Below are 19678 nucleotides of genomic sequence, written 5' to 3'. Positions count from 1 at the left end.
GTGGCTTTGATTTCATCGCTGAAAATCACTCTCTTAGTCCTATATAAATTGAAAACAAGAATTTTATATCCCTATTTCTATAATCTTTGGTATCTTATTTCTTCGCAAGCCCCTTAGGGATTAGTTCACACAGTTTCTCAATCTAAACATCATAGCGATTGCGATCGCAATTACCAAAAGTAATACCAAGTTAAGAAATGGCTACGCCATTTCTTAACTTGAAAACCATTACTGGATTTAGTTTTTAATTCACAAAAGTGTGATAAGCACTTTTGTGAATTGGTATAGTAATGCAAGAGATAGATAGGACAGATCAAAACCCAAAAGATGAGTGGCGGCGCTTCTCGCCGCCACTCATCTTTTGGGTTTTATGTCCTGAGTAAATCTTACATTGCTGTATAAGACGATCGCCACAAAAAGCATCAAAAAATATTTGACAAGATGCACCATTCTTGTTGTATGATATAAGTCTTGAAAAAAGGGCGAATGGCGGAATTGGTAGACGCATCAGACTCAAAATCTGACGACTTCGGTCATGAGAGTTCGATTCTCTCTTTGCCCATAAAAAACAAAAAGACCTCCCACAAAGTGAGAGGTCTTTTTTATACGGAAAGTTTTTGTAAGACTGAACTTGTAGAAACGATATGACGATCTAAGCCGAGAACTTTTGGCTCAATACCGATCGCTAGTCCAATCAATTGAGGTAAATGCAAAATCGGAATCCCTAATTTGTGACCAATCACCTTTTCAACTTCAGGTTGACGCGAATCGAGATTGAGATGACAAAGCGGACATGGCGTAACAATACAATCTGCGCCTGCGGCGATCGCTGCCGTTAGATGTCGTCCTGCCATCGAGAAAGATTCTTTGGGGGCATAGCTAGAAATTGGCCATCCACAACATTGCACCCGACCTTCGTAATACACAGGAGTTGCGCCGACAGTACGAAAAATATTTTCCAGAGCTTCGGGTTTGAAGGGATCGTCGAAACGAGTGACCGTTTGCGATCGCAATAAGTAGCAACCATAAAAAGAAGCACATTTAAGATTAGCTAAAGAACGAGTTACTTTAGCGGCGATATTTTCTAAGCCATAGTCGCGGATCAGAATCCAGAGTAAATGCAAAACTTCTGTAGAACCTTGGAAATTATGTCCTTGAGTATTCAGTAACGCATTTACTTCGTCTTTGCGTGAGGAATCTGAGCTTTTAAGCTTATCGTTAACACGACCGAGTACACCCTGACAGGTGCTACATTGCGTCATTACTGTGAGATTTAATTCTTCGGCAAGAGAAATATTGCGGGCATTGATTACGTCCTCCATTAGTTCGTCGGTTTCCTTGAATGTGCCAGAACCGCAACAGGTTGCCTTAGTCAATTCCACCAGTTCAATTCCTAAGGCTTGAGCGATCGCCGTTGTCGATGCATGTAGCTCTTTGCAAGCACCCTTAGCAACACATCCTGAGTAATAAGCGTATTTCAATGCTTTAGTTTCTGTCATTTCTCTGATCGCAAAATCTTTCCCTTTCGCTTCTAAATTACCACCAAAAAAGAGAGGCGGCGCAATGCGCCGCCTCTCTTTTTAATTAATTAAGCTGTGACTAGCTCAGGACGCTTGCTGTTGCGAATACCTTTGATTGCTTCAGCGTAGTCAGGAGCGTTAAATACTGCGGAACCCGCAACAATCGCATTAGCACCAGCTTCTAGAACTTGCCAAGTGTTGTTAGCCTTGAGACCACCATCAACTTCAATCCAAGGATCGAGTCCGCGATCGTCACACATTTGACGCAACTTAGCGATTTTAGGAATCACGTTAGGAATGAAGCTTTGTCCGCCAAATCCGGGGTTTACACTCATAATCAAAACCAAGTCGCATAGATCGAGAACATACTCAATAAAGCTCAAAGGTGTCGAAGGGTTAAGAGAAACACCAGCGAGTTTACCAAGTTCCTTGATTTGGCAAAGATTGCGATGTAGGTGAGGGCAAGCAGTATGCTCTGCATGAACGGTGATGATGTCTGCCCCAGCCTTAGCAAAGTCAGGCACATATCTTTCTGGCTCAGTAATCATCAAATGTACGTCTAAAATTTTGGTCGTCACAGGACGAATAGCCGAAACGATCAATGGGCCAATGGTGATGTTGGGGACAAAGTGACCATCCATCACATCAACGTGAATCCAGTCTGCACCCGCCGCATCAACTGCACGAATGTCGTCACCTAAACGGCTAAAGTCAGCAGACAAGATTGAAGGGGAAATAACTGTGGACTTTTTAGGCATATGATTTACGGGGGGCTTAGCTTTACAAAGATCTAAAAAACAGCAGATAAAGGTAGTTTTAACTACAGTCCTGTATTAATTATTAATTAAATTTAGCAGTTTTGATCAATTAAGGGCTAAAAAATAGAAATGGTGCTAAGCACCATTTCTATTTTTTAGCCCTTAACTCAAACCTAGAAACTGCAGATGAACGGCAAATAGACTAATAGTATATGTCCCAAATCCAAGCAGAATACAAACTGGTAATGTTAAAAACCAAGCTAATAGCAAGTTTTTTAGAGTATTGCTCTGAACTCCAGCCCGATTCGCTACCATCGATCCAGCGATGCCTGATGAAAGTATATGGGTGGTACTAACGGGTAGTCCGAAATAATCGGCTGTACCGATTGTGGTCATAGTGACTAGTTCCGCGATCGCACCTTGGGCATAGTTAAGCGGCTCTTTCCCAATCTTTTCACCGACAGTAACAACTACCCGTTTCCATCCAATCATTGTTCCCGCTCCAAGGGCAATGGCAATGGTAATTTTTACCCAATAGGGAATGAATTTGGTCGTTTGATCTAATTGATTGCGATAGTCAGTTAGTAAATATTGTTCATCAAGATTAGCTAATTTCTCTTGTTTTTCTAATTTAGTAATTGCACTAGCAACAAGATAAATATCATTTCTAATTTGGGTGCGATCGCTCTCTGACAGATCTACAAAATTACTACTGATTGACAAACTATTGTTAATTAATTGACTTTCCGAAGCTAGCGATCGCCAAGTATTTTCATTTAGTTGACCTTGTGGTTTTAAGAAGTTCGTAAGTTCTATTTGACTATTCTCGAAAATCAAATCATGAACTAAAGTTTTGGGTATCTGTGCTGTAAATACGGGAATAACTGCTTGTGATGTAGTGACCAATTGGGCGATCGCTTGAGGACTAGTGTGCGTATTTAACGAGAAAGTACTTGGCAGTAAAATCACTAAAATCAGCATCATTAAGCCCATTCCTTTTTGACCATCATTAGAGCCATGGGCAAAACTGACTCCTGTACAGGTCAGAATTAGCAAAGTCCTAATCCCCAAGGGTGGAGCATCCTCTGCTGGTGCAGTATAGAGATTTTCTTGTTTAATCAGAGCTTTGGCAATGATAAATAATAATGCGGCTCCACAAAATCCGATCAATGGTGAAATAAGAAGGGAAAGCAACACTTCCTGCATTTGTAGCCAATTGATGCCATCCCACCAGTTTTGGTCTGTAGATAAAGCTGAATTCGCTAAACCGATTCCCAAAATTGCACCAATTAACGTATGTGTACTGGATACAGGTAATCCCAAATACCAAGTTCCAAAGTTCCAAATAATTGCAGAAGTAAGTAAAGCCAAAACCATAATCAAACTTTGGCTTGAATCTGCTTTAACTAGTAATTCCACAGGCAATAAAGCCACAATTGCAAAAGCGACAGCACCGCTCGATGTGATCACACCTAATAAATTGCAAATTCCTGACCAAATAACTGCGTATGTTGGCTTGAGTGTATTTGTATAAATAACAGTCGCTACAGCATTAGCTGTGTCGTGAAATCCATTCACGAACTCAAAACCAATCACTAAGGCGATCGCTAAGCCTAAAAATAGATATTCCATTTTTTACTCCACGATACTTGTGTTGTAGCTATTGCCAAGTGTATTAGGACAAATCAAAACTCAAGACTTGATGGGCGGCGCTTCGCGCCGCCCATCCTTACCTACTTGGCACTACTCAAGGTGCTGCAAAACTAATCTTCTTGTTTTTCTAGCGATCGCCACCAACGACTGAGGGGAAAGTAAATAGCAGGTGACCATAAACTACTCAAAATTGCCGAACTAAGGGCAATCCGTTGTTGTAAAGCCCAAACATTATCCATTTCGGCTCCCATGGCAGTTAATTGCACTGCGTGCATAGTTTCGACAATTACCGCCATGCCAAACACAATTAAAGCGATTGAAATAAAGTCCTCTTGCATATACCGTTGTTTCTGCAAAAGTGAGGTTAGTCCTCCAGCGATCGCTAGTCCCAAAGCATGGGTTGGCGAAACATGCATGTCCGCAAAAGTCATACTATCCTGTATAAATCCCATGGCAATCCCTGCCATTACTGACAAAAAGACAGGACGGTTGACACTCCACGCCACTAGCCAGATTAGTAACCAGTTAGGAGCAATTCCCATCAAGGTCATGCCTGGGAATCTGGTATACATCGCTAAAATACAAATTAGCAGTGAACCAATAGTCACAGCCCAGTTTAAGAACTTTTTAGATAGGGAAACTTTGCGATCGAGCATTATTTCTGATGACTAGGTTATAGCCTCTCTTGAAAAGGATATACCTCCACATAATCTAATAATCCTAAAGGAGTCGAAAACTCAACGATCGCTTCAGGGGCGGGTTGCTTATCAAGATTTATGGATTTAATCCGACCAACAGGCACATTTTCAGGAAATAGTGTACTAAATTGTGAAGTATGCACAATATCTCCAACTTTTACATCAGGATCGCGCTCAAAAAAGTCTAGTGTCGCGGTATTTTGGCTTTGCCCTTTGAGCATTCCACTAAAACGACTGCGACTAACGACCACACCAACCTGACTATTGGGATCACTGATTAGCAAAATTTGACTACTGTTGGGGGAAACATGGGTAACACGACCAACTAATCCACCGGGTGCAACCACTACTGCACCTGATTTAATCCCATCATTGCTACCTTTGCCAATTAAGATTTGATTCCACCAAGAATCGGCCCCACGACCGATCACAGTTGCCCAAACACCAACATCCTTAGGATTCGCTCTTACCTTCAAAAGTTCTTTCATTCTCTGGTTTTGGGACTCTAGCTCAGTCAAGCGATAGCGAAGTTCGCGTACTTGAGCATCTTGCAATAATTCTTGCTTAGATACACTTGATTGAAAAGGGCGACTGAGAAACTGATAGGTTTCCATAATCGCTACACCTTGAGTTTGGCGGATAAACCAGGCAAGCCCAATTCCAGCAGTAACCACAACAGTCTGAAAGCTATAACGCTCCCACCAACTACGGATTGAATCCATGAAAAATTTACCTATAAACTTTTCAAGCGACTGGTTAATACACGACCAAGATTTTTATAATCTTCTAAAACGCGACCAGCACCAATTACCACACAGTCCAAAGGAGCTGGGGCAATATGAGTGATAATTCCAGTCTCATGACTAATCAGGGTGTCAATACCATTCAGCATGGCTCCACCACCAGCCAACATAATGCCGCGATCGATAATATCAGCAGCTAGTTCAGGAGGTGTACGCTCTAGGGTTCGTTTTACAGCTTCAATAATCACGGAGAGCGGCTCACTCATGCTTTCGCGAATTTCCGAAGATTTTACAGTGACGGTACGAGGTAAGCCTGATAGCAGGTGTAAGCCTCTCACCTCCATCGAAGTTTCTTCTTTAATGGGATAAGCTGAACCAATTTTAATTTTAATTTCTTCTGAAGTACGTTCCCCAACGACAAGATTATGTACAGTCTTCATGTACTTCATGATTGCTTCGCTGAGTTCGTCACCTGCAACACGCACGGACTCACTCAATACAATTCCCTGCAAACTCATGACCGCAACTTCGGTAGTTCCACCACCAATGTCAATGATCATGTTCCCCGTTGCTTCGGTTACAGGTAGTCCGGCTCCGATCGCCGCCGCGATCGGCTCATCAATTGGGTAAACTTCACTTGCGCCAGCACGACGGGCGGCATCCATAACTGCACGCCATTCCACGCCTGTTACACCACTGGGAATGCCGATCGCAATGCGCGGATTAAAAACACCTTTCTTAACTTTCTGAATGAATGAGCGCAACATCAACTCAGCCGAGTCAAAGTCAGCAATTACGCCATCTTTGAGCGGACGCACTGCAATGATGTCACCGGGGGTGCGACCAATCATTTTATTGGCTTCATTTCCGACCGCATAGGCAGTCTTATCGCGTTGATCAATCGCGACAACGGATGGCTCTTGCAGAACGATACCTTCGCCAGACACATAAATAAGTGTGTTAGCAGTACCAAGGTCAATGCCGATGTCTTTCGTAAAATGGCGTAATAAACCCACAGTCAACTCTTCCAGTGGTCAAACTAGCTATATATTCTTAACATTTTATTACGATTGTTGTCACTTAGTCTAGTCTTCTTAACTATTCCGAAAGTCTTGTATTTGTAAACAAAGGTGAAAAGTAAGGTGAAAAGTATTGTAAAGCAATACTTTAGGAAACCGATTTTGGTGTTTCTCGCCTTCGTTTATTAAGATTGCTTTGTTATTATGAGGAGTGTAAGTAAAAATTAACGATTATCCAATGAGTGATTGGCTAGAACATACCGTCCAAACTGAAGTGGCTATTCCCGTGGAATATGCGTGGTCTTTGTGGTCAGATTTGCAAGCTATGCCCCGTTGGATGAAGTGGATTGACTCTGTGATAGTCACTGCCGATCCTGAAATATCTGCTTGGAAACTCGGCACAAACGGCTTAACCTTTACTTGGAAATCTCGCATTCTGAAGCAAATTCCCAACCAAATTATTCAATGGGAGTCGATTGGTGGTCTGCCAAATCGTGGGGCTGTAAGATTTTATGGTCGTCCTAATAACATGACGATTGTGAAGTTAAGCATTGCCTATGCAATTCCTGCGATCGGACAGCTTATGGATAATTTGTTTCTAGGACAGATTGTGGAATCTACTTTGCAAGCGGATTTAGATAGATTCAGAATTTATGCACAAGAAGATTTTGCTAAAACCATGTAAATCAAGAGGGTGCAAAGCACCCTCTTGATTTACATGCTTCTAAAAGATTGATCGCTGTCCTTCAGGACTAACACCAATAATTGTTAGTTGGCAATCTAGAACTGAGAAGCCATACTTATCAGCAACTTTTTTACTGATTGTAAGAATTTGATCGTTTTTAAACTCAATCACACGATTTGTTTTAACACAGACTAAATGGTGGTGATGGTGAGGCTTGGGCTGATTAATTTCATAATGTTTATGATCTTCGGTGAGTTCGAGTTCACGCAAAATTCCCATCCGCGCCATCATTTTCACGGTGCGATAAATTGTCGAAAGACTAATATTCTCGCCTTGCGATTTTAGCCGCTCGTAAAGATCCTCAGCACTGAGATGCTGTCCCTCTGGTAAGGTCTGGAATGTACTTAAAATCACCTCGCGCTGCGGTGTCATGCGACAACCTTTTGAGTTGAGTTCAGCCTTGAGGGATTCAGGTGAATAGGTGGTCTCCGCAGAAGTCATAGCATTATCAATAACGATAGCTTCTTGAGAATAACATAAATGTCATTAGCAGACAGCAATTCTCAGCAAAACCAATGTTAGTGTTTTCAGCGCCTGCGGCGCTGAAAACACTAACATTGGTTTTGCCTAAAAGTAGAGTGGGCAAGCCCCACTCTACTCCTTTCTATGTTATGTTTAGCAACCCTACTTAAAAGTTATTAGCTATGTCAACGTTGCCCCGTGCGATTATTCATCGTAAAAAAGTCGATGCGGTTCAGCGTTTTCACCCTTGGATTTTTTCAGGTGCGATCGCCAAAATGCAAGGACAAGTCAATGATGGTGACTTAGTAGAAGCCTATAGCGAAGATGGCAAGTTTTTAGCAATCGGCTTGTGGGGTATGGGTAGCATTGCGATTAAGGTGCTATCGTTTCAGCCTGTGGAGTCGATGCAAAGTTTATTGCGCGATCGCCTCCAGCAAGCATTTACTTTGAGAAAGCAACTAGGATTAATCGATAATCCAGATACAAATTGCTATCGCTTGATTAATTCGGAAGGTGATGGTTTAGCAGGATTAATTATTGATGTTTATGGTGAGACAGCGGTTTTGCAATGCCATTCACTGGGGACATATGGATATCGGCAGGAAATTGCAGAAATATTAAAGGAAATTTATGGCGATCGCTTGCAAGCTGTTTACGACAAAAGCTCGGCGACTCTTTCGCGCAAATCACAAACTCAGTCTCAGGATGGTTTATTAATCGGTGAAAAATCTACTGATAGTGCCGAAATTTTAGAATATGGACATCGCTTTATTGTTGATTGGGAAAGGGGACAAAAGACAGGTTTCTTCTTAGATCAACGCGAAAATCGCCGCCTATTTGGTAATTATGCAACAGGCAAAAAAGTTTTAAATACCTTCTGCTATTCGGGCGGATTTTCAGTTTATGCAGTGGCGGCGGGGGCGCGAGAAGTACATTCGATTGATAGCTCAGTCAAGGCGATGGAATGGACAGATCGGAATATTGCTGCAAATTTTGATGCTGAGCGTCAGGCGACCCATACTTCTTTTACAGGCGATGTCTTTGATTTTCTGAAGCAATGCGATCACGATTATGATGCGATCGTGCTTGACCCACCTGCTTTTGCTAAAAGTTTGTCGGCGCGACATTCAGCAATGCAAGCCTATAGGCGGTTGAATTTGCAAGCCATGTCTAAATTAAAAAGTGGTGGTTTACTATTCACTTTTTCTTGTTCTCAAGTAGTGAACGTGGAGAATTTTACGGGTGCGGTGACTGCTGCTGCGATCGAGTCAGGTCGTACAATCAAGGTTTTACATCATTTAACCCATCCTGCCGATCATCCTACGAGTATTTTTCATCCTGAAGGCGCGTATCTGAAGGGCTTAGTTTTGAGCGTTATCTAATAAAAAGCCATGCTTTGCATGGCTTTTTATTATTTGTCAGAAAATGCCAGAAAACTTCTATAAAAAATTGCTTTTATGTCGCTACAATATGTCCACCTTATTGGTGAGGATGTAGGGATATGTATAGAAAGCATCAGAAAATGTCAGTTGCTAATATTGGCGCAACTATCTTAGCGGCAGTTGTGGGAGCGATCGTTGTGCCGATGCCGACACAGGCTCAGCACACAACTGTTAACCCCGCAAATCCTGCTGTTCGCAATGAAGCCGATCGCTTGCTTGATCTTGGCTATGTACAACTCAAAGATGGTAAACCGCGTGAAGCCATTAAAACTTGGCTCTATGCGATCGGCTATTACCGTCGCATTAATGACCAACCTGCGATCGCCTACACACTGGCAAGGGTGAGCGATGCCTATGAAATGATGGGAGCAGCGAACGCCGCTCAAGATACAACTCGCCAAAGAATCCGTTATGCCAATACTTTGCAAGACAATGGCGCAAAGTTAGAAAGCTCCAATAATCTGGTCAGTTTTGAGATTGCCCAAAATAAACTTGAATCTGCGGCGAAACTGAACAAGGAAACTCTTGATCTGGCTATTCAAAATGATCAAGGACTGAATACTGGGCTTGCTCTGAATAACAAAGGCTTAATCGCAGGACGTTATGGAGACCATATGGCGGCAATCAAGCTCTACTATGCATCGATCAAAAAATATCCACTCCGTGAGGCGATCGGTGAGGGCTATGTCTATGTCAATAGCGGCGATAGTTTCATGTCGTTGGACAATTACAAAGCAGCGATCAAGGACTATGGCATGGCTCTAACGATCGCCCGCCAATATCGCAATTATCCCCTGATGGCTGTGGCAAGCGATCGCTTGATTGCGGCTTATCTTGAAGTCCCTAATTTTTATCGGATCGAGGAATTATTGCAAAATCGATCGAGCTTGGCTTTGGTAATGGGTGATCGCGAAACGGCGGCGATCGCACAGCGATATTTGGGTGATTTGTACTTATCTTTTGGAAATCTGCCAAAATCACGCGCTGCTTACCAAGAGTCCTATGATTTTGCTGCTATGCTAGAAGATACTTCTGGCTTGCAACTGCGACAAGCTTATTACAAATTGCAAGCTCTAGAAAGAATGTGATTTTGGCTAGGTGACGCTATGCGCCACCTAGAATCAAATATAAAAGCGATTTTTATTTAAAAATTTAGTAAAAAATCTTAAATTTGCCATGCCAGCGATCGTCATTCCACGTCGGTTAGATGTAGCTGCTCTTGATCAAGCTGATCTTGATCAGGCTTCAGTCTCCACTGCTCCCACTCAGCATATCCTGCCCAATGGGGTAAAGATTATTGCTGAACAGATTCCTGTTGATGCGGTCAATCTCAGTATTTGGGTTGACGTTGGCTCTGCGGTCGAGAGTGATGATATCAACGGCATGGCTCATTTCCTAGAACACATGGTGTTCAAAGGTAGCGATCGCCTTGGCTTAGGGGAATTTGAACAGGCGATCGAGTCTCATGGTGGTAATACTAATGCGGCTACAAGTCAGGACTACACGCATTTTTATATTAATGTTGCGCCTAAAGATTTTGCGAAACTTGCGCCTCTACAACTGGATATAGTCCTAAAATCTAGCATTCCTGACGAAGAATTTCAGCGCGAACGTCATGTAGTACTAGAAGAAATTCGGCGCAGCGAAGATAATCCCGATCGCCGTATTTATCGTCATATTTCGGAATTAGTGTATGAGCAGTTACCCTACCGTCGTGCTGTTCTGGGCCCCGTAGATGTGATTGAAAACGTCACCTCAGAGCAAATGCGATCATTTCATCGCAAATGGTATGCGCCCCCAAATATGACGATCGCCGTTGTGGGCAATTTACCTGTCAGCGAGATGATCGGTGTGATTGCGAATTATTTTGAGACTCAAAATGAAGGAAATGCGATCGCTGTCAAACCAAAGCACAGGGACTTTACATCCGAAAAGCCTTTTACGGAAGTTGTGCGGCGGGAAGTCACTGATTCAAGTCTGAAGCAAGCCAGACTGAGCATATCATGGCGCGTTGCTGGTTTAAGAGATTTAGCGGAAACCTATCCCTTAAGTATTTTGGCGAACATTCTTGGCAGTGGACGTACTTCACGGATGGTGCAGGACTTGCGCGAAAATCGACGGATTGTCGATCGCATTTCTGTGAGCAATTCAGCGATGCGTTGGCAAGGAACTTTTCAAGTATTTGCGAAGTTGAATGTGGAAGATGTGGCGATCGTGGAGCAAGCAATTCGTGAACATATCCTCAAATTGCATGAAACTCCTGTTACTGATGAGGAATTAGCCAAGATCCGCACTCAAGTTAGCAATCGCTTCATCTTTGGCAATGAATCACCCAAGGAACGCGCTGGTATTTATGGCTATTACGATCGCATTGTCGGTTCGCTAGAGCCAGCTTTAAACTATCCTGATCTGATGAAATCGATCACCAAAGAGGACATTCAAGCTGCTGTTCGCAAATACCTCAATCCTGATGCCTACGGTATTTTGATTGTCAAACCTTAAGTGTGAAACTAGGCGATCAGAATGCTAGTAATAGTCAGCTAATGTGAAATGGACATTCCACATTAGCTGATAAAAACATCGCAAATACGTCGCTCATAATTTAGCTGACCATTAACTAGTCACCATTGTGAAGGGTGAGCATAAGCTCTGGAAGCTATAATTACACTAAATCTCTAGCTATACTAAAATTTTATGACCCAAACTTTGACTTTAGAGTTGAATGACCAGTTTTTTGCTGCTCTTCATCAGCAAGCACAAAGTATTGGTATTCCGCCAGAAAATTTAGTTGTAAAGCTGCTTGAACAAAACTTTGCTCAGATGTTTAAACTCTTACCAACTGATGCCGAAAAAGAACGAAGAACATCAAAATTTGAGCGTCATTTTGGAGAGATTGATCTAAATATTGCTATGAATTTAGACAATGAAAGTATTGATGCTGACTTAGCAAAAGAATATGCCAGTAACCACGAGGAGGAATAATGCTTCTCGATACGTCAGGGTTGCTTTGCCTCCATTACAAAACTGAACCTCTCCACACACAAGCTTGTAACGAATACAAAAAATCTTTAACTCGACTAACGCATAGCTATATCGTTGCTGAATATGTAGCCTTAGCTAACGCGAGAAGACTTCCGCGTGATTTCATGCTTGCTTTCATCGTTGATTTATTGGATAACCCAGATATAGAGATAGTTTGGATAAATGAACAGCTACATCGAGAAGCCGTTGAGCTATTATAGCTATAGCCACCTGTATCAGGACAAATCAAAACCCAAATAGTGTGAGGCGGCGCGAAGCGCCGCCTCACACTATTTGGGTTTTATGTCCTAACAAGAATGGCTACAGCTATAACTTTGAGACTGGATAAAACTTACTCTTTATGCGATGCAGTCAGCTTTGTTTTGATGAAGCAAAGAGGAATTACTGAAGCATTAACAACTGATCGTCACTTTGAGCAAGAAGGTTTTACTCGGTTATCGCGCCCAGAAACTTAAACGTATCCCCTAGCGATCGCCTATATGCCAAAATTAGAACACTGAAGATATTGATTTAGCCATGCAGCAGTTACTTTACATTGAAATCCCTACTCCTCAAGTTGCAGCCGTGAAAATATGGCTCCAGTCTGAGTACCAATTTCCCTTTGGGAAAAAATCTGTTGCTAAGCATGGCTTTATCCTCGATCGCCAAAATCGCTCAGGAGCGATCGCGCAATTATCAGTATTTATCTGGACATTACAACGCACGACCTATCTCAAAATATTTCGATGGTCAGATGAGGTCATGGATGGCGAGAAGGATTTTCTTGAGCATTTCACTAAAGCTGTGCGTCAAGCTTTTCCCTATGAATTTAAACAACCACCTGCGATCGCCTCGAATCAATCAATTTTTGAAGCTCTAGCCGAAGAATATCCGCTTACGGTCAAATTCTTTCAACGGATTCCCAATGGCGAATATGACCTCAATCGCGTCTATTGGTGGGAAAAACGTTGGCGGGAAAGTGTCAAAAATCCTGCAACTTCCAAGCAGGTGATTTTTGAAGATTCACAAGCTAACTCTGTAAAGCCCGACGTAATCTATGACATTGTGTATCTGGGTGGAGCATTAGGCGCTATCCATGCAGCGATGATGGCGAAGTTGGGCTATCGTGTGTGCTTAGTGGAGCGCATTCCCTTTGGACGGATGAATCGGGAATGGAATATTTCCCGTGCAGAATTCCAGAATCTTATCGATTTTGGACTCTTCACTAAAGAAGAATTTGAAGCGATGATTACGGCAGAATATGTCGATGGATTTAACAAGTTTTTTGATAGTAATAATCCACCACATCTTAAGGCTAAGGTGCTGCATACGCCTACGGTTTTAAATATTGCGATCGATACTAATCGTTTGTTGGAAATTTGTAGCAAGAAATTACATCAATATGGCGCGGTAATTTGCGATCGCACTGAATTTCAGAAAGTAGTAATTAACGATAGTGGCGCGACTATCTTTGCGAAGAATTTGGAAACGGATGCAGAGGTAATTCTAAATTCGCGCTTAGTGATTGACGCTATGGGATCGGCTTCAGCGATCGCGCAGCAACTGAATGCAGGGCAAGCCTTTGATAGTGTCTGTCCGACTGTGGGCGCAGTTTTAGAAGGAATTGATAAGCATGTATGGGATTCCCAATATGGTGATGTGTTGTTCAGTCATGGCGATATCTCACGGGGACGACAATTGATTTGGGAACTCTTTCCTGCGGAAAAGGATGAGCTGACGATTTATCTATTCCATTATCACCAAGTACATCCAGAAAACGCAGGATCGTTGCTGGAAATGTATGAGGACTTTTTCACGATTTTGCCAGAATATCGCCGTTGTGATATGGAAAAGCTAACTTGGAAGAAGGCGACCTTTGGCTATATCACAGGACATTACAGCCTCAATGAGGATTCAAAAAAATGTGCCTTTGATCGAATTCTGGCGATTGGTGATGCTGCTTCCTTACAATCGCCCCTAGTCTTTACGGGCTTTGGTTCCCTCGTTCGCAACTTGCCACGTTTAGCGACTTTATTGGATACAGCGCTGAAACACGATTTGCTTAGAGCCGATGATCTTAGCCAGATTAATGCCTATCAAAGCAATATCGCCGTTACTTGGCTGTTTTCTAAGGGAATGATGGTTCCGACGGGGATGCATTTACCACCAGAGCGTGTTAACTCGATGCTCAATACTTTTTTTGGATTGCTTGCTGATGAGCCGCAACCCGTAAGCGATCGCTTTATCAAAGATCGCCTTAATTGGTTAATGTTTAACCGTCTTGCCTTGATTGCAGCGTTTAAAAATCCCAAGTTAATTCTTTGGATTTTAGAAATGGCTGGGACAAAGGATCTCTTGAAATGGTTATCTAGTTATGGAGCCTTTACCCGTAGTTCTCTGGCTAACGCTTTACTGGGTGGATGGTTGCCGCAACTCATGCGTAGTTGTCAAACTTGGCTCGAACCAACAAATCCTCGTTTGTGGTTGCGTTTGCTGAGTTGGAGTTATGCGCTGAATTACTCCGTTGGTAAACCCGTAGATTAGAGGAGATGCAGTGCATCTAATCTACGGCAGCAATTCTCATTATGAAAACTTTGTCTTGATCTGGTGACACTTATTGAGAATAGCTGCAATAGCTATCATTAAAAACCCTATGCTTTCGTTCAAAAATTGACGGCTTAGGCAAATCAAAAGTCATAATGAGAATTGCTGAATCTACGGGTTATTAGCCTTTAAGGGCAACATTTATGTCATAGTTTTTTAATTGCGTGAGGTCAGCAACTATGAGCGGAAGCATCTTAGGAACAACCAAAATTTTAGGGGTGATGGGTTTTCCCGTCAGTCATAGTCTTTCGCCTGTGATGCACAATGCCGCGATCGCCGCAATGGGACTGGACTATGTGTATGTGCCTTTTCCAATCCCTGTGGAGGATTTACCTGCGGCGATCGCAGGGCTAAAAGCAATCCAATCAGTCCAAGGCTTTAACCTGACCATTCCCCATAAAGTTGAGGTGATTCCATTACTGGATGAAGTCTTGCCGATCGCCAAAGCTGTGGGGGCTGTCAATACGGTAAAGCGAGTTGGCGATCGCTGGGTTGGCACAAATACGGATGTGGCAGGTTTTTTAAGCCCACTCAAGCAACTTAATTGTGACTGGGGAAATAGTCCTGCGGTGATCCTTGGTAGTGGTGGGGCAGCTAAGGCGGTTGTGGCGGCTTGTTTGGAGTTAGGCTGTCCTGTCATCCATGTGGTGGGACGTGATTCTAAGAAGATGAAAAAATTTCATGGAGCGATGACTAGTCAACTCCGTGATTACAATCTGCGGGTACATCCTTGGACTTCAATACCGCATTTGCTAGAAGTTGCGGGAATTGTGATCAATGCCACGCCGATTGGGATGGCAAGTGATCCTAATACACCAATTTCTGAGGCGGAGATGAATTTACTACCTGATCATGCGATCACCTATGATCTGATTTATACACCACGCCCCACCAAGTTTTTGCAAATTGCTGCTGCTAGGGGACTCAAGGCGATCGATGGGTTGGAGATGCTGATCAATCAAGGGGCGATCGGGTTGGAGTTTTGGTTAGATCAACCTGTCCCCATTGAGATAATGCGCCAAGCGTTAATTACGCATCTTGGTTAATTAAGTTGTTCTCGCAAAGCGAGAACAACTCTTTTTTATTGTCCTGCGTAAGGATGTAAAACTACGGCTTTGAGAATACGATCGCCTTTCCATAGGGGCAAAGACAGCCATAATTTACCTGCATCGATCCATTGTTGGCGCAGGGCGGCACTACTGAGATGCGGATCGTTGGATTTGAGGCAAATAATATTTAAAGTTGGTTCGCAGACTAGTTCTAATTCTGGTGAATCATCAATCCATTGGCGCAGACTGTCAGATAGATCAAGCGATCGCTCCACAAGATAACGACAACCCGAAATTCCCATCGCCTTCAAAGCCATCCATAACTTCAGGCTATCAGTACGTCTGGTTCCCTGCAAATTGAGATTCCCAAAATTGAGTATGTGATCATCCATATAGGGAAGTTCCCCATCAAAGCCATCCACGAGATGCTGCTTATCTTTAACAATTAGCATCGCACAGGTTCGCGCTACCCAGAGCCACTTTTGGGGATTGAATGTCATGGAGTCGGCAAGTTCACAGCCTTGGAATAAAGGTTTTAGCTTAGGTGTAAAAATACCTGCTCCACCATAGGCGGCATCGATATGAAACCAACAATCGTAGCGCTTAGCAATTTCTCCCACTGATTGAATCGGATCGACTGCTCCTGTTACCGTTGTGCCTGCGATCGCCGCTACAAAAAAAGGATGTTTTCCTTCTCTAATTGCTTTTTGAATAGCAGCTTCCAATTCTTCTAAAATAATTTCGCCACGGTGATTTGTGGGAACTCTCACTAAGTTCTCTTTGCCAACGCCGATCACATTCATTGCCTTCTCAAAGGAAGTATGTGCAGCATCAGAGACAAAAGCAACTAAATTACTGGAATTACCTAAAGTCTTGCTCTGTGGTCGTTTCCAGTTTCTCGCTAATAATAGTCCTGAAATATTGGCAAGACTCCCACCTGCGGTGAGTGTACCAAAGCAATCAGTTCCCATTCCAAAGAGATTACCGAACCACTGCATCAATTGAGCTTCCATTTCCGTAAATACGGGAGCGAGTTCATAGCTCAGCATGTTGTTGTTAATCGCTGAAACTAATGCATCTGCCCAGATCGTGATTGCACTAGGCACACTATCCATATGTCCCATATAGCGAGGATTCTGGAAGTTGACAGTACGCGGCAAAATCTGCGATCGCACTTCTGCCAACAATTCTAAAAGTTCCTGCCCTTGTTCAGGAATGAGAATATCAAAAGCAGATTCATCTGTCACAAAGGGCTGATTTTGAGTATCCAAAACTGAATCCACGATCAAATCGACAAAGGCATATCCCAACTTGCGGATATCTTCAAGATTAGAGCGATCGGGATTAAGGAAATGAGAATTAAGGAAGAAATTTTTTTGGGAATCGGGCATTGTCGCAGCTTTCAAAGAAGTAGTGTTTAAAAGATTTTTAAAAGCATTGCCATGCAAGTCTTTTAAAAATCTTTTGGGTTTAGCTATTGATGTAAGGAATACGTGGAATTGAAGCAATCAAAGCCTTGGTATATTCGTGCTGAGGATTGGTCAACACTTCTGCGGTACTGCCCTGCTCTACAATCTTACCGCTACGCATCACGGCAATGCGATCGCAGAAAAATTGGGCCACAGCGAGATCATGGGTAATGAAAATATAGGTAAGCTTAAATTCTTGCTTGAGATCGCGCATTAACCGTAAAACTTGGCTCTGAATCGAAGCATCGAGCATACTCACAGGCTCATCACAGATTACTAATTTAGGGTTAGTAATCAACGCACGGGCGATCGCGACTCTCTGCAATTGACCACCCGACAAATCCGAAGGATAGCGTTCAGCTAGTTGGGAATTCAGTCCTACTTTTTCGAGGATTGCATAGACTCTTTCGCGGGCTGATTCGAGATCGGGGGCAAGTTTATGAATTAGTAAAGGATCGGCAACGCTACGAAATACGCTCATATAAGGACTAAAACAAGCACGCGGATCTTGGAAAATCATCTGCATCTGCGATCGCATTTGGCGCAGTTGTTCACCTTTGAGCCTAGTTAGTTCGACGCTATTAAACCTTACTGAACCGCGATCAGGCTTGATTAATTGCAGGATTGCGCGTCCAGTTGTACTTTTGCCAGAGCCACTTTCGCCAATGATACCAAAGGTTTCCCCTGAGAGTATTTCCAAGTCAATGCCATCAACGGCTTTAACTAAACCAATCGAAGGATCAACTAATCTTGTTAGTAAGTTTCCGCCTGTCAAATAATGCTTTTTCAGATGGTTGACATAGAGAATTACTCTGGGTGACGATTTGGGAGAGAGCTGAATTTTTTCAATTACTTTAACTTCTTCCTGATCTTGCCTCTCTTCTAGAACATTTTCTGAAATGTTTTCTGGAATAGCTTCAGGAATATCTTGATCTTGGACTTCAGGAACTTCCTGAATATCTAAACTAGAAGATAATACTTCAGGATGAAAATGCAAAACCGAAGCCAGTAAGCTTTGTGTATAGGGATGTTGGGGAGAACGGAAAATTTCTTCAACCGATCCTGTCTCCACAATTACCCCGTTATACATCACGGCAATACGATCGCAATATTCGGCAACCATACCGAGATCGTGGGTGACCAATAGTAAACCCATAGAACGGCTTTTGCGAAGTTCAGTTAGTTCTTTGAGAATATCGGTAGCAACAGTGACATCAAGACTGGTGGTTGGTTCATCGGCAATTAATAAAACAGGATTTAACAGCAACGAAAGGGCGATCGCTACTCTCTGACGCATCCCACCGCTAAATTCATGGGGATATTGCCTAGCTCGTGATGGATCTATCCGAACGGCTTTGAGTGCATCATTGAGGCGTTGTTTCGCGGATTGGGCTGACAACTTAGGATAATGGGACGCTAATACCTCTAAACCATGTGCCTCTATGCTCATCAATGGATCGAGCCTTGTCATCGGATCTTGAAATATTAAGCCGACTTTTTCGCCGCGCCATGTGCCATCTTTTTTCTCAGCGATCGCTTCACCATCGACACAGATCGTCCCTTCAGTGCTGGCATATTGAGGTAATAGCTTAATTAGCGATCGCCCTATCGTCGATTTACCACAGCCGCTTTCGCCGATTAACCCTAGTGCTTCACCTGCTTGTAAGTGGAAAGTAACGCGATCGACCGCAGGTTCTGCATCGCCATAACGAATAGTCAAGTTTTCGACTTCAAGCAGCATGGTTTCTAAGGACTGAGTATGTAAGCATCTCAAGCTAAAATATCACGCTTCAAGGCGTAGAAACCAATTTAAACTTTTTCATTTTGTAGCGATATGAGCTATAGCAAAATTTCAGTGCTGGCACGGGGGCGCAACCCCTACAAAATCTGGATTTTTAGGTGGTCGCTATCCCGTAGTGGTTCTCTTGTCGCTCCAAAGAGATTGATCATCTAAGTTCCAAGTAACATCAGCTAGACATCTACGTTGCATCTATAGCGTTGTTCCTAATTAGGATTTAAACTATCTACTTCCCATACTAAGGGGTTATTCGCAATGTTTTGATGAGTCTTTGCTACTCACGTTGTTGACTGCTTTTAGTCTCTCTATTTCTTAGCATATTTGCTGCCCCCATTCTTGTTGGCGCACAATTACTTCTACCAGTTCTCCTACTTGCATATTTTCTAGTGCTTCTCGTTCATATTGCGGTGGCTCTTTCATCCCTTTACTTTAACCACTTTGACTCTTTTGTCAATTTCTTACCTGATTCTTTACCTCGGAGATTCTATCGATTTGCTTGCTGAAGACTATGGCTGTACAAGACTCCAAATCGAAGAAGCAATCCGCTACGAAATCCCTCCTCAAAGCACGTAAATAAGAAAAATAAAATCTGGGACGTACACCTTCCGAACAAATAGTGATTGCCAGTTCTAAGGGAAAGCAAAATAATGATTGATCCTGCAATAATAAGGTAATCATTAAATATCGAATATAGTCG

At 42.8% G+C, this 19678-nt stretch carries 18 protein-coding genes, 1 tRNA gene and 1 pseudogene; 11 read left to right on the top strand and 9 right to left on the bottom strand.

What is annotated here, in order from left to right; genetic code table 11:
• Positions 1-480: 480 nt before the first annotated feature.
• Positions 481-562: transfer RNA gene (locus B9G53_RS18365), tRNA-Leu, on the top strand.
• Between the two features lie 40 nt (positions 563-602).
• Here B9G53_RS18365 and B9G53_RS18360 read toward each other — a convergent pair.
• From B9G53_RS18360 to B9G53_RS18335, 6 genes are all read right to left on the bottom strand, one after another.
• The gene (locus B9G53_RS18360; RefSeq protein ID WP_094534901.1) at positions 603-1499 is read right to left on the bottom strand and encodes a CoB--CoM heterodisulfide reductase iron-sulfur subunit B family protein; all 897 of its coding nucleotides are present in this window, start codon (positions 1497-1499) and stop codon (positions 603-605) included.
• A gap of 89 nt (positions 1500-1588) precedes the next feature.
• Positions 1589-2278, bottom strand: coding sequence for a ribulose-phosphate 3-epimerase (gene rpe, locus B9G53_RS18355; RefSeq protein ID WP_094534899.1), 690 nt, complete (start codon positions 2276-2278; stop codon positions 1589-1591).
• A gap of 162 nt (positions 2279-2440) precedes the next feature.
• Entirely contained in the window at positions 2441-3910 is a 1470-nt protein-coding gene (locus B9G53_RS18350) for an inorganic phosphate transporter (RefSeq protein ID WP_094534897.1), read from the bottom strand.
• 131 nt (positions 3911-4041) lie between these two features.
• Positions 4042-4587: a rod shape-determining protein MreD gene (gene mreD, locus B9G53_RS18345; protein ID WP_094534895.1), complete on the bottom strand. Its 546-nt coding sequence runs from the start codon at positions 4585-4587 to the stop codon at positions 4042-4044.
• Positions 4588-4604: 17 nt separating this feature from the next.
• Entirely contained in the window at positions 4605-5351 is a 747-nt protein-coding gene (mreC, locus tag B9G53_RS18340) for a rod shape-determining protein MreC (RefSeq protein WP_094534893.1), read from the bottom strand.
• 11 nt (positions 5352-5362) lie between these two features.
• Positions 5363-6388: a rod shape-determining protein gene (locus B9G53_RS18335; RefSeq protein ID WP_094534891.1), complete on the bottom strand. Its 1026-nt coding sequence runs from the start codon at positions 6386-6388 to the stop codon at positions 5363-5365.
• 241 nt (positions 6389-6629) lie between these two features.
• On the opposite strand from B9G53_RS18335, the gene B9G53_RS18330 reads away from it, so the two are divergent.
• On the top strand, positions 6630-7076 hold the full coding sequence (locus B9G53_RS18330) for an SRPBCC family protein (RefSeq protein ID WP_094534889.1): 447 nt from the start codon (positions 6630-6632) through the stop codon (positions 7074-7076).
• A 39-nt stretch (positions 7077-7115) separates the two neighbouring features.
• Here B9G53_RS18330 and B9G53_RS18325 read toward each other — a convergent pair whose 3' ends face one another.
• Positions 7116-7577, bottom strand: coding sequence for a Fur family transcriptional regulator (locus tag B9G53_RS18325; protein ID WP_094534887.1), 462 nt, complete (start codon positions 7575-7577; stop codon positions 7116-7118).
• 203 nt (positions 7578-7780) lie between these two features.
• On the opposite strand from B9G53_RS18325, the gene B9G53_RS18320 reads away from it, so the two are divergent.
• From B9G53_RS18320 to B9G53_RS18285, 8 genes and pseudogenes are all read left to right on the top strand, one after another.
• Positions 7781-8980: a class I SAM-dependent rRNA methyltransferase gene (locus B9G53_RS18320; RefSeq protein ID WP_094534885.1), complete on the top strand. Its 1200-nt coding sequence runs from the start codon at positions 7781-7783 to the stop codon at positions 8978-8980.
• Between the two features lie 140 nt (positions 8981-9120).
• Entirely contained in the window at positions 9121-10128 is a 1008-nt protein-coding gene (locus tag B9G53_RS18315) for a hypothetical protein (RefSeq protein WP_094534883.1), read from the top strand.
• Positions 10129-10216: 88 nt separating this feature from the next.
• Positions 10217-11542, top strand: coding sequence for a pitrilysin family protein (locus B9G53_RS18310; protein WP_094534881.1), 1326 nt, complete (start codon positions 10217-10219; stop codon positions 11540-11542).
• A 192-nt stretch (positions 11543-11734) separates the two neighbouring features.
• The gene (locus B9G53_RS18305; protein ID WP_094534879.1) at positions 11735-12022 is read left to right on the top strand and encodes a hypothetical protein; all 288 of its coding nucleotides are present in this window, start codon (positions 11735-11737) and stop codon (positions 12020-12022) included.
• Positions 12022-12282 carry a hypothetical protein gene (locus B9G53_RS18300; RefSeq protein WP_217901620.1) on the top strand — a complete coding sequence of 87 codons (261 nt, stop codon included), beginning with the start codon at positions 12022-12024 and terminating at the stop codon, positions 12280-12282. The genes B9G53_RS18305 and B9G53_RS18300 overlap by 1 nt, the downstream gene beginning before the upstream one ends.
• A gap of 108 nt (positions 12283-12390) precedes the next feature.
• Positions 12391-12537 (top strand): annotated as a pseudogene (locus tag B9G53_RS18295) (VapC toxin family PIN domain ribonuclease); the annotation flags it as partial.
• 61 nt (positions 12538-12598) lie between these two features.
• Complete coding sequence (locus tag B9G53_RS18290) at positions 12599-14605, top strand: NAD(P)/FAD-dependent oxidoreductase (protein WP_094534877.1); 2007 nt, start codon at positions 12599-12601, stop codon at positions 14603-14605.
• 239 nt (positions 14606-14844) lie between these two features.
• Positions 14845-15711: a shikimate dehydrogenase gene (locus B9G53_RS18285; protein WP_094534875.1), complete on the top strand. Its 867-nt coding sequence runs from the start codon at positions 14845-14847 to the stop codon at positions 15709-15711.
• 35 nt (positions 15712-15746) lie between these two features.
• Here B9G53_RS18285 and B9G53_RS18280 read toward each other — a convergent pair whose 3' ends face one another.
• Both B9G53_RS18280 and B9G53_RS18275 read right to left on the bottom strand, forming a co-directional pair.
• Complete coding sequence (locus tag B9G53_RS18280; protein WP_094534903.1) at positions 15747-17105, bottom strand: aminotransferase class V-fold PLP-dependent enzyme; 1359 nt, start codon at positions 17103-17105, stop codon at positions 15747-15749.
• 79 nt (positions 17106-17184) lie between these two features.
• Positions 17185-18924, bottom strand: a complete 1740-nt coding sequence (locus B9G53_RS18275) for an ABC transporter ATP-binding protein (protein WP_094534873.1) — start codon at positions 18922-18924, stop codon at positions 17185-17187.
• A 495-nt stretch (positions 18925-19419) separates the two neighbouring features.
• Here B9G53_RS18275 and B9G53_RS28620 point away from each other — a divergent pair, with 495 nt between their 5' ends.
• A complete protein-coding gene (locus B9G53_RS28620; RefSeq protein WP_254923714.1) occupies positions 19420-19554 on the top strand; it encodes a hypothetical protein in 135 nt (44 codons plus the stop codon).
• Positions 19555-19678 lie beyond the last annotated feature (124 nt).

It is taken from the genome of Pseudanabaena sp. SR411, from assembly GCF_002251945.1.
Lineage (GTDB): Bacteria > Cyanobacteriota > Cyanobacteriia > Pseudanabaenales > Pseudanabaenaceae > Pseudanabaena.
The sequence above is the reverse complement of the archived record's forward strand: the minus strand, read 5'-3'. Positions and strand labels throughout refer to the sequence as shown.

Bases quoted from the DNA above. Each gene is read 5' to 3' on its own strand.
- B9G53_RS18300 (WP_217901620.1), top strand. From the start codon at position 12,022: ATGCTTCTCGATACGTCAGGGTTGCTTTGCCTCCATTACAAAACTGAA.
- B9G53_RS18310 (WP_094534881.1), top strand. From the start codon at position 10,217: ATGCCAGCGATCGTCATTCCACGTCGGTTAGATGTAGCTGCTCTTGAT.
- B9G53_RS18290 (WP_094534877.1), top strand. From the start codon at position 12,599: ATGCAGCAGTTACTTTACATTGAAATCCCTACTCCTCAAGTTGCAGCC.
- B9G53_RS18320 (WP_094534885.1), top strand. From the start codon at position 7,781: ATGTCAACGTTGCCCCGTGCGATTATTCATCGTAAAAAAGTCGATGCG.
- B9G53_RS18305 (WP_094534879.1), top strand. From the start codon at position 11,735: ATGACCCAAACTTTGACTTTAGAGTTGAATGACCAGTTTTTTGCTGCT.
- B9G53_RS18325 (WP_094534887.1), bottom strand. From the start codon at position 7,577: ATGACTTCTGCGGAGACCACCTATTCACCTGAATCCCTCAAGGCTGAA.
- mreD (WP_094534895.1), bottom strand. From the start codon at position 4,587: ATGCTCGATCGCAAAGTTTCCCTATCTAAAAAGTTCTTAAACTGGGCT.
- B9G53_RS18330 (WP_094534889.1), top strand. From the start codon at position 6,630: ATGAGTGATTGGCTAGAACATACCGTCCAAACTGAAGTGGCTATTCCC.
- B9G53_RS18275 (WP_094534873.1), bottom strand. From the start codon at position 18,924: ATGCTGCTTGAAGTCGAAAACTTGACTATTCGTTATGGCGATGCAGAA.
- mreC (WP_094534893.1), bottom strand. From the start codon at position 5,351: ATGGATTCAATCCGTAGTTGGTGGGAGCGTTATAGCTTTCAGACTGTT.
- rpe (WP_094534899.1), bottom strand. From the start codon at position 2,278: ATGCCTAAAAAGTCCACAGTTATTTCCCCTTCAATCTTGTCTGCTGAC.
- B9G53_RS18350 (WP_094534897.1), bottom strand. From the start codon at position 3,910: ATGGAATATCTATTTTTAGGCTTAGCGATCGCCTTAGTGATTGGTTTT.
- B9G53_RS18280 (WP_094534903.1), bottom strand. From the start codon at position 17,105: ATGCCCGATTCCCAAAAAAATTTCTTCCTTAATTCTCATTTCCTTAAT.
- B9G53_RS18360 (WP_094534901.1), bottom strand. From the start codon at position 1,499: ATGACAGAAACTAAAGCATTGAAATACGCTTATTACTCAGGATGTGTT.
- B9G53_RS18315 (WP_094534883.1), top strand. From the start codon at position 9,121: ATGTCAGTTGCTAATATTGGCGCAACTATCTTAGCGGCAGTTGTGGGA.
- B9G53_RS18285 (WP_094534875.1), top strand. From the start codon at position 14,845: ATGAGCGGAAGCATCTTAGGAACAACCAAAATTTTAGGGGTGATGGGT.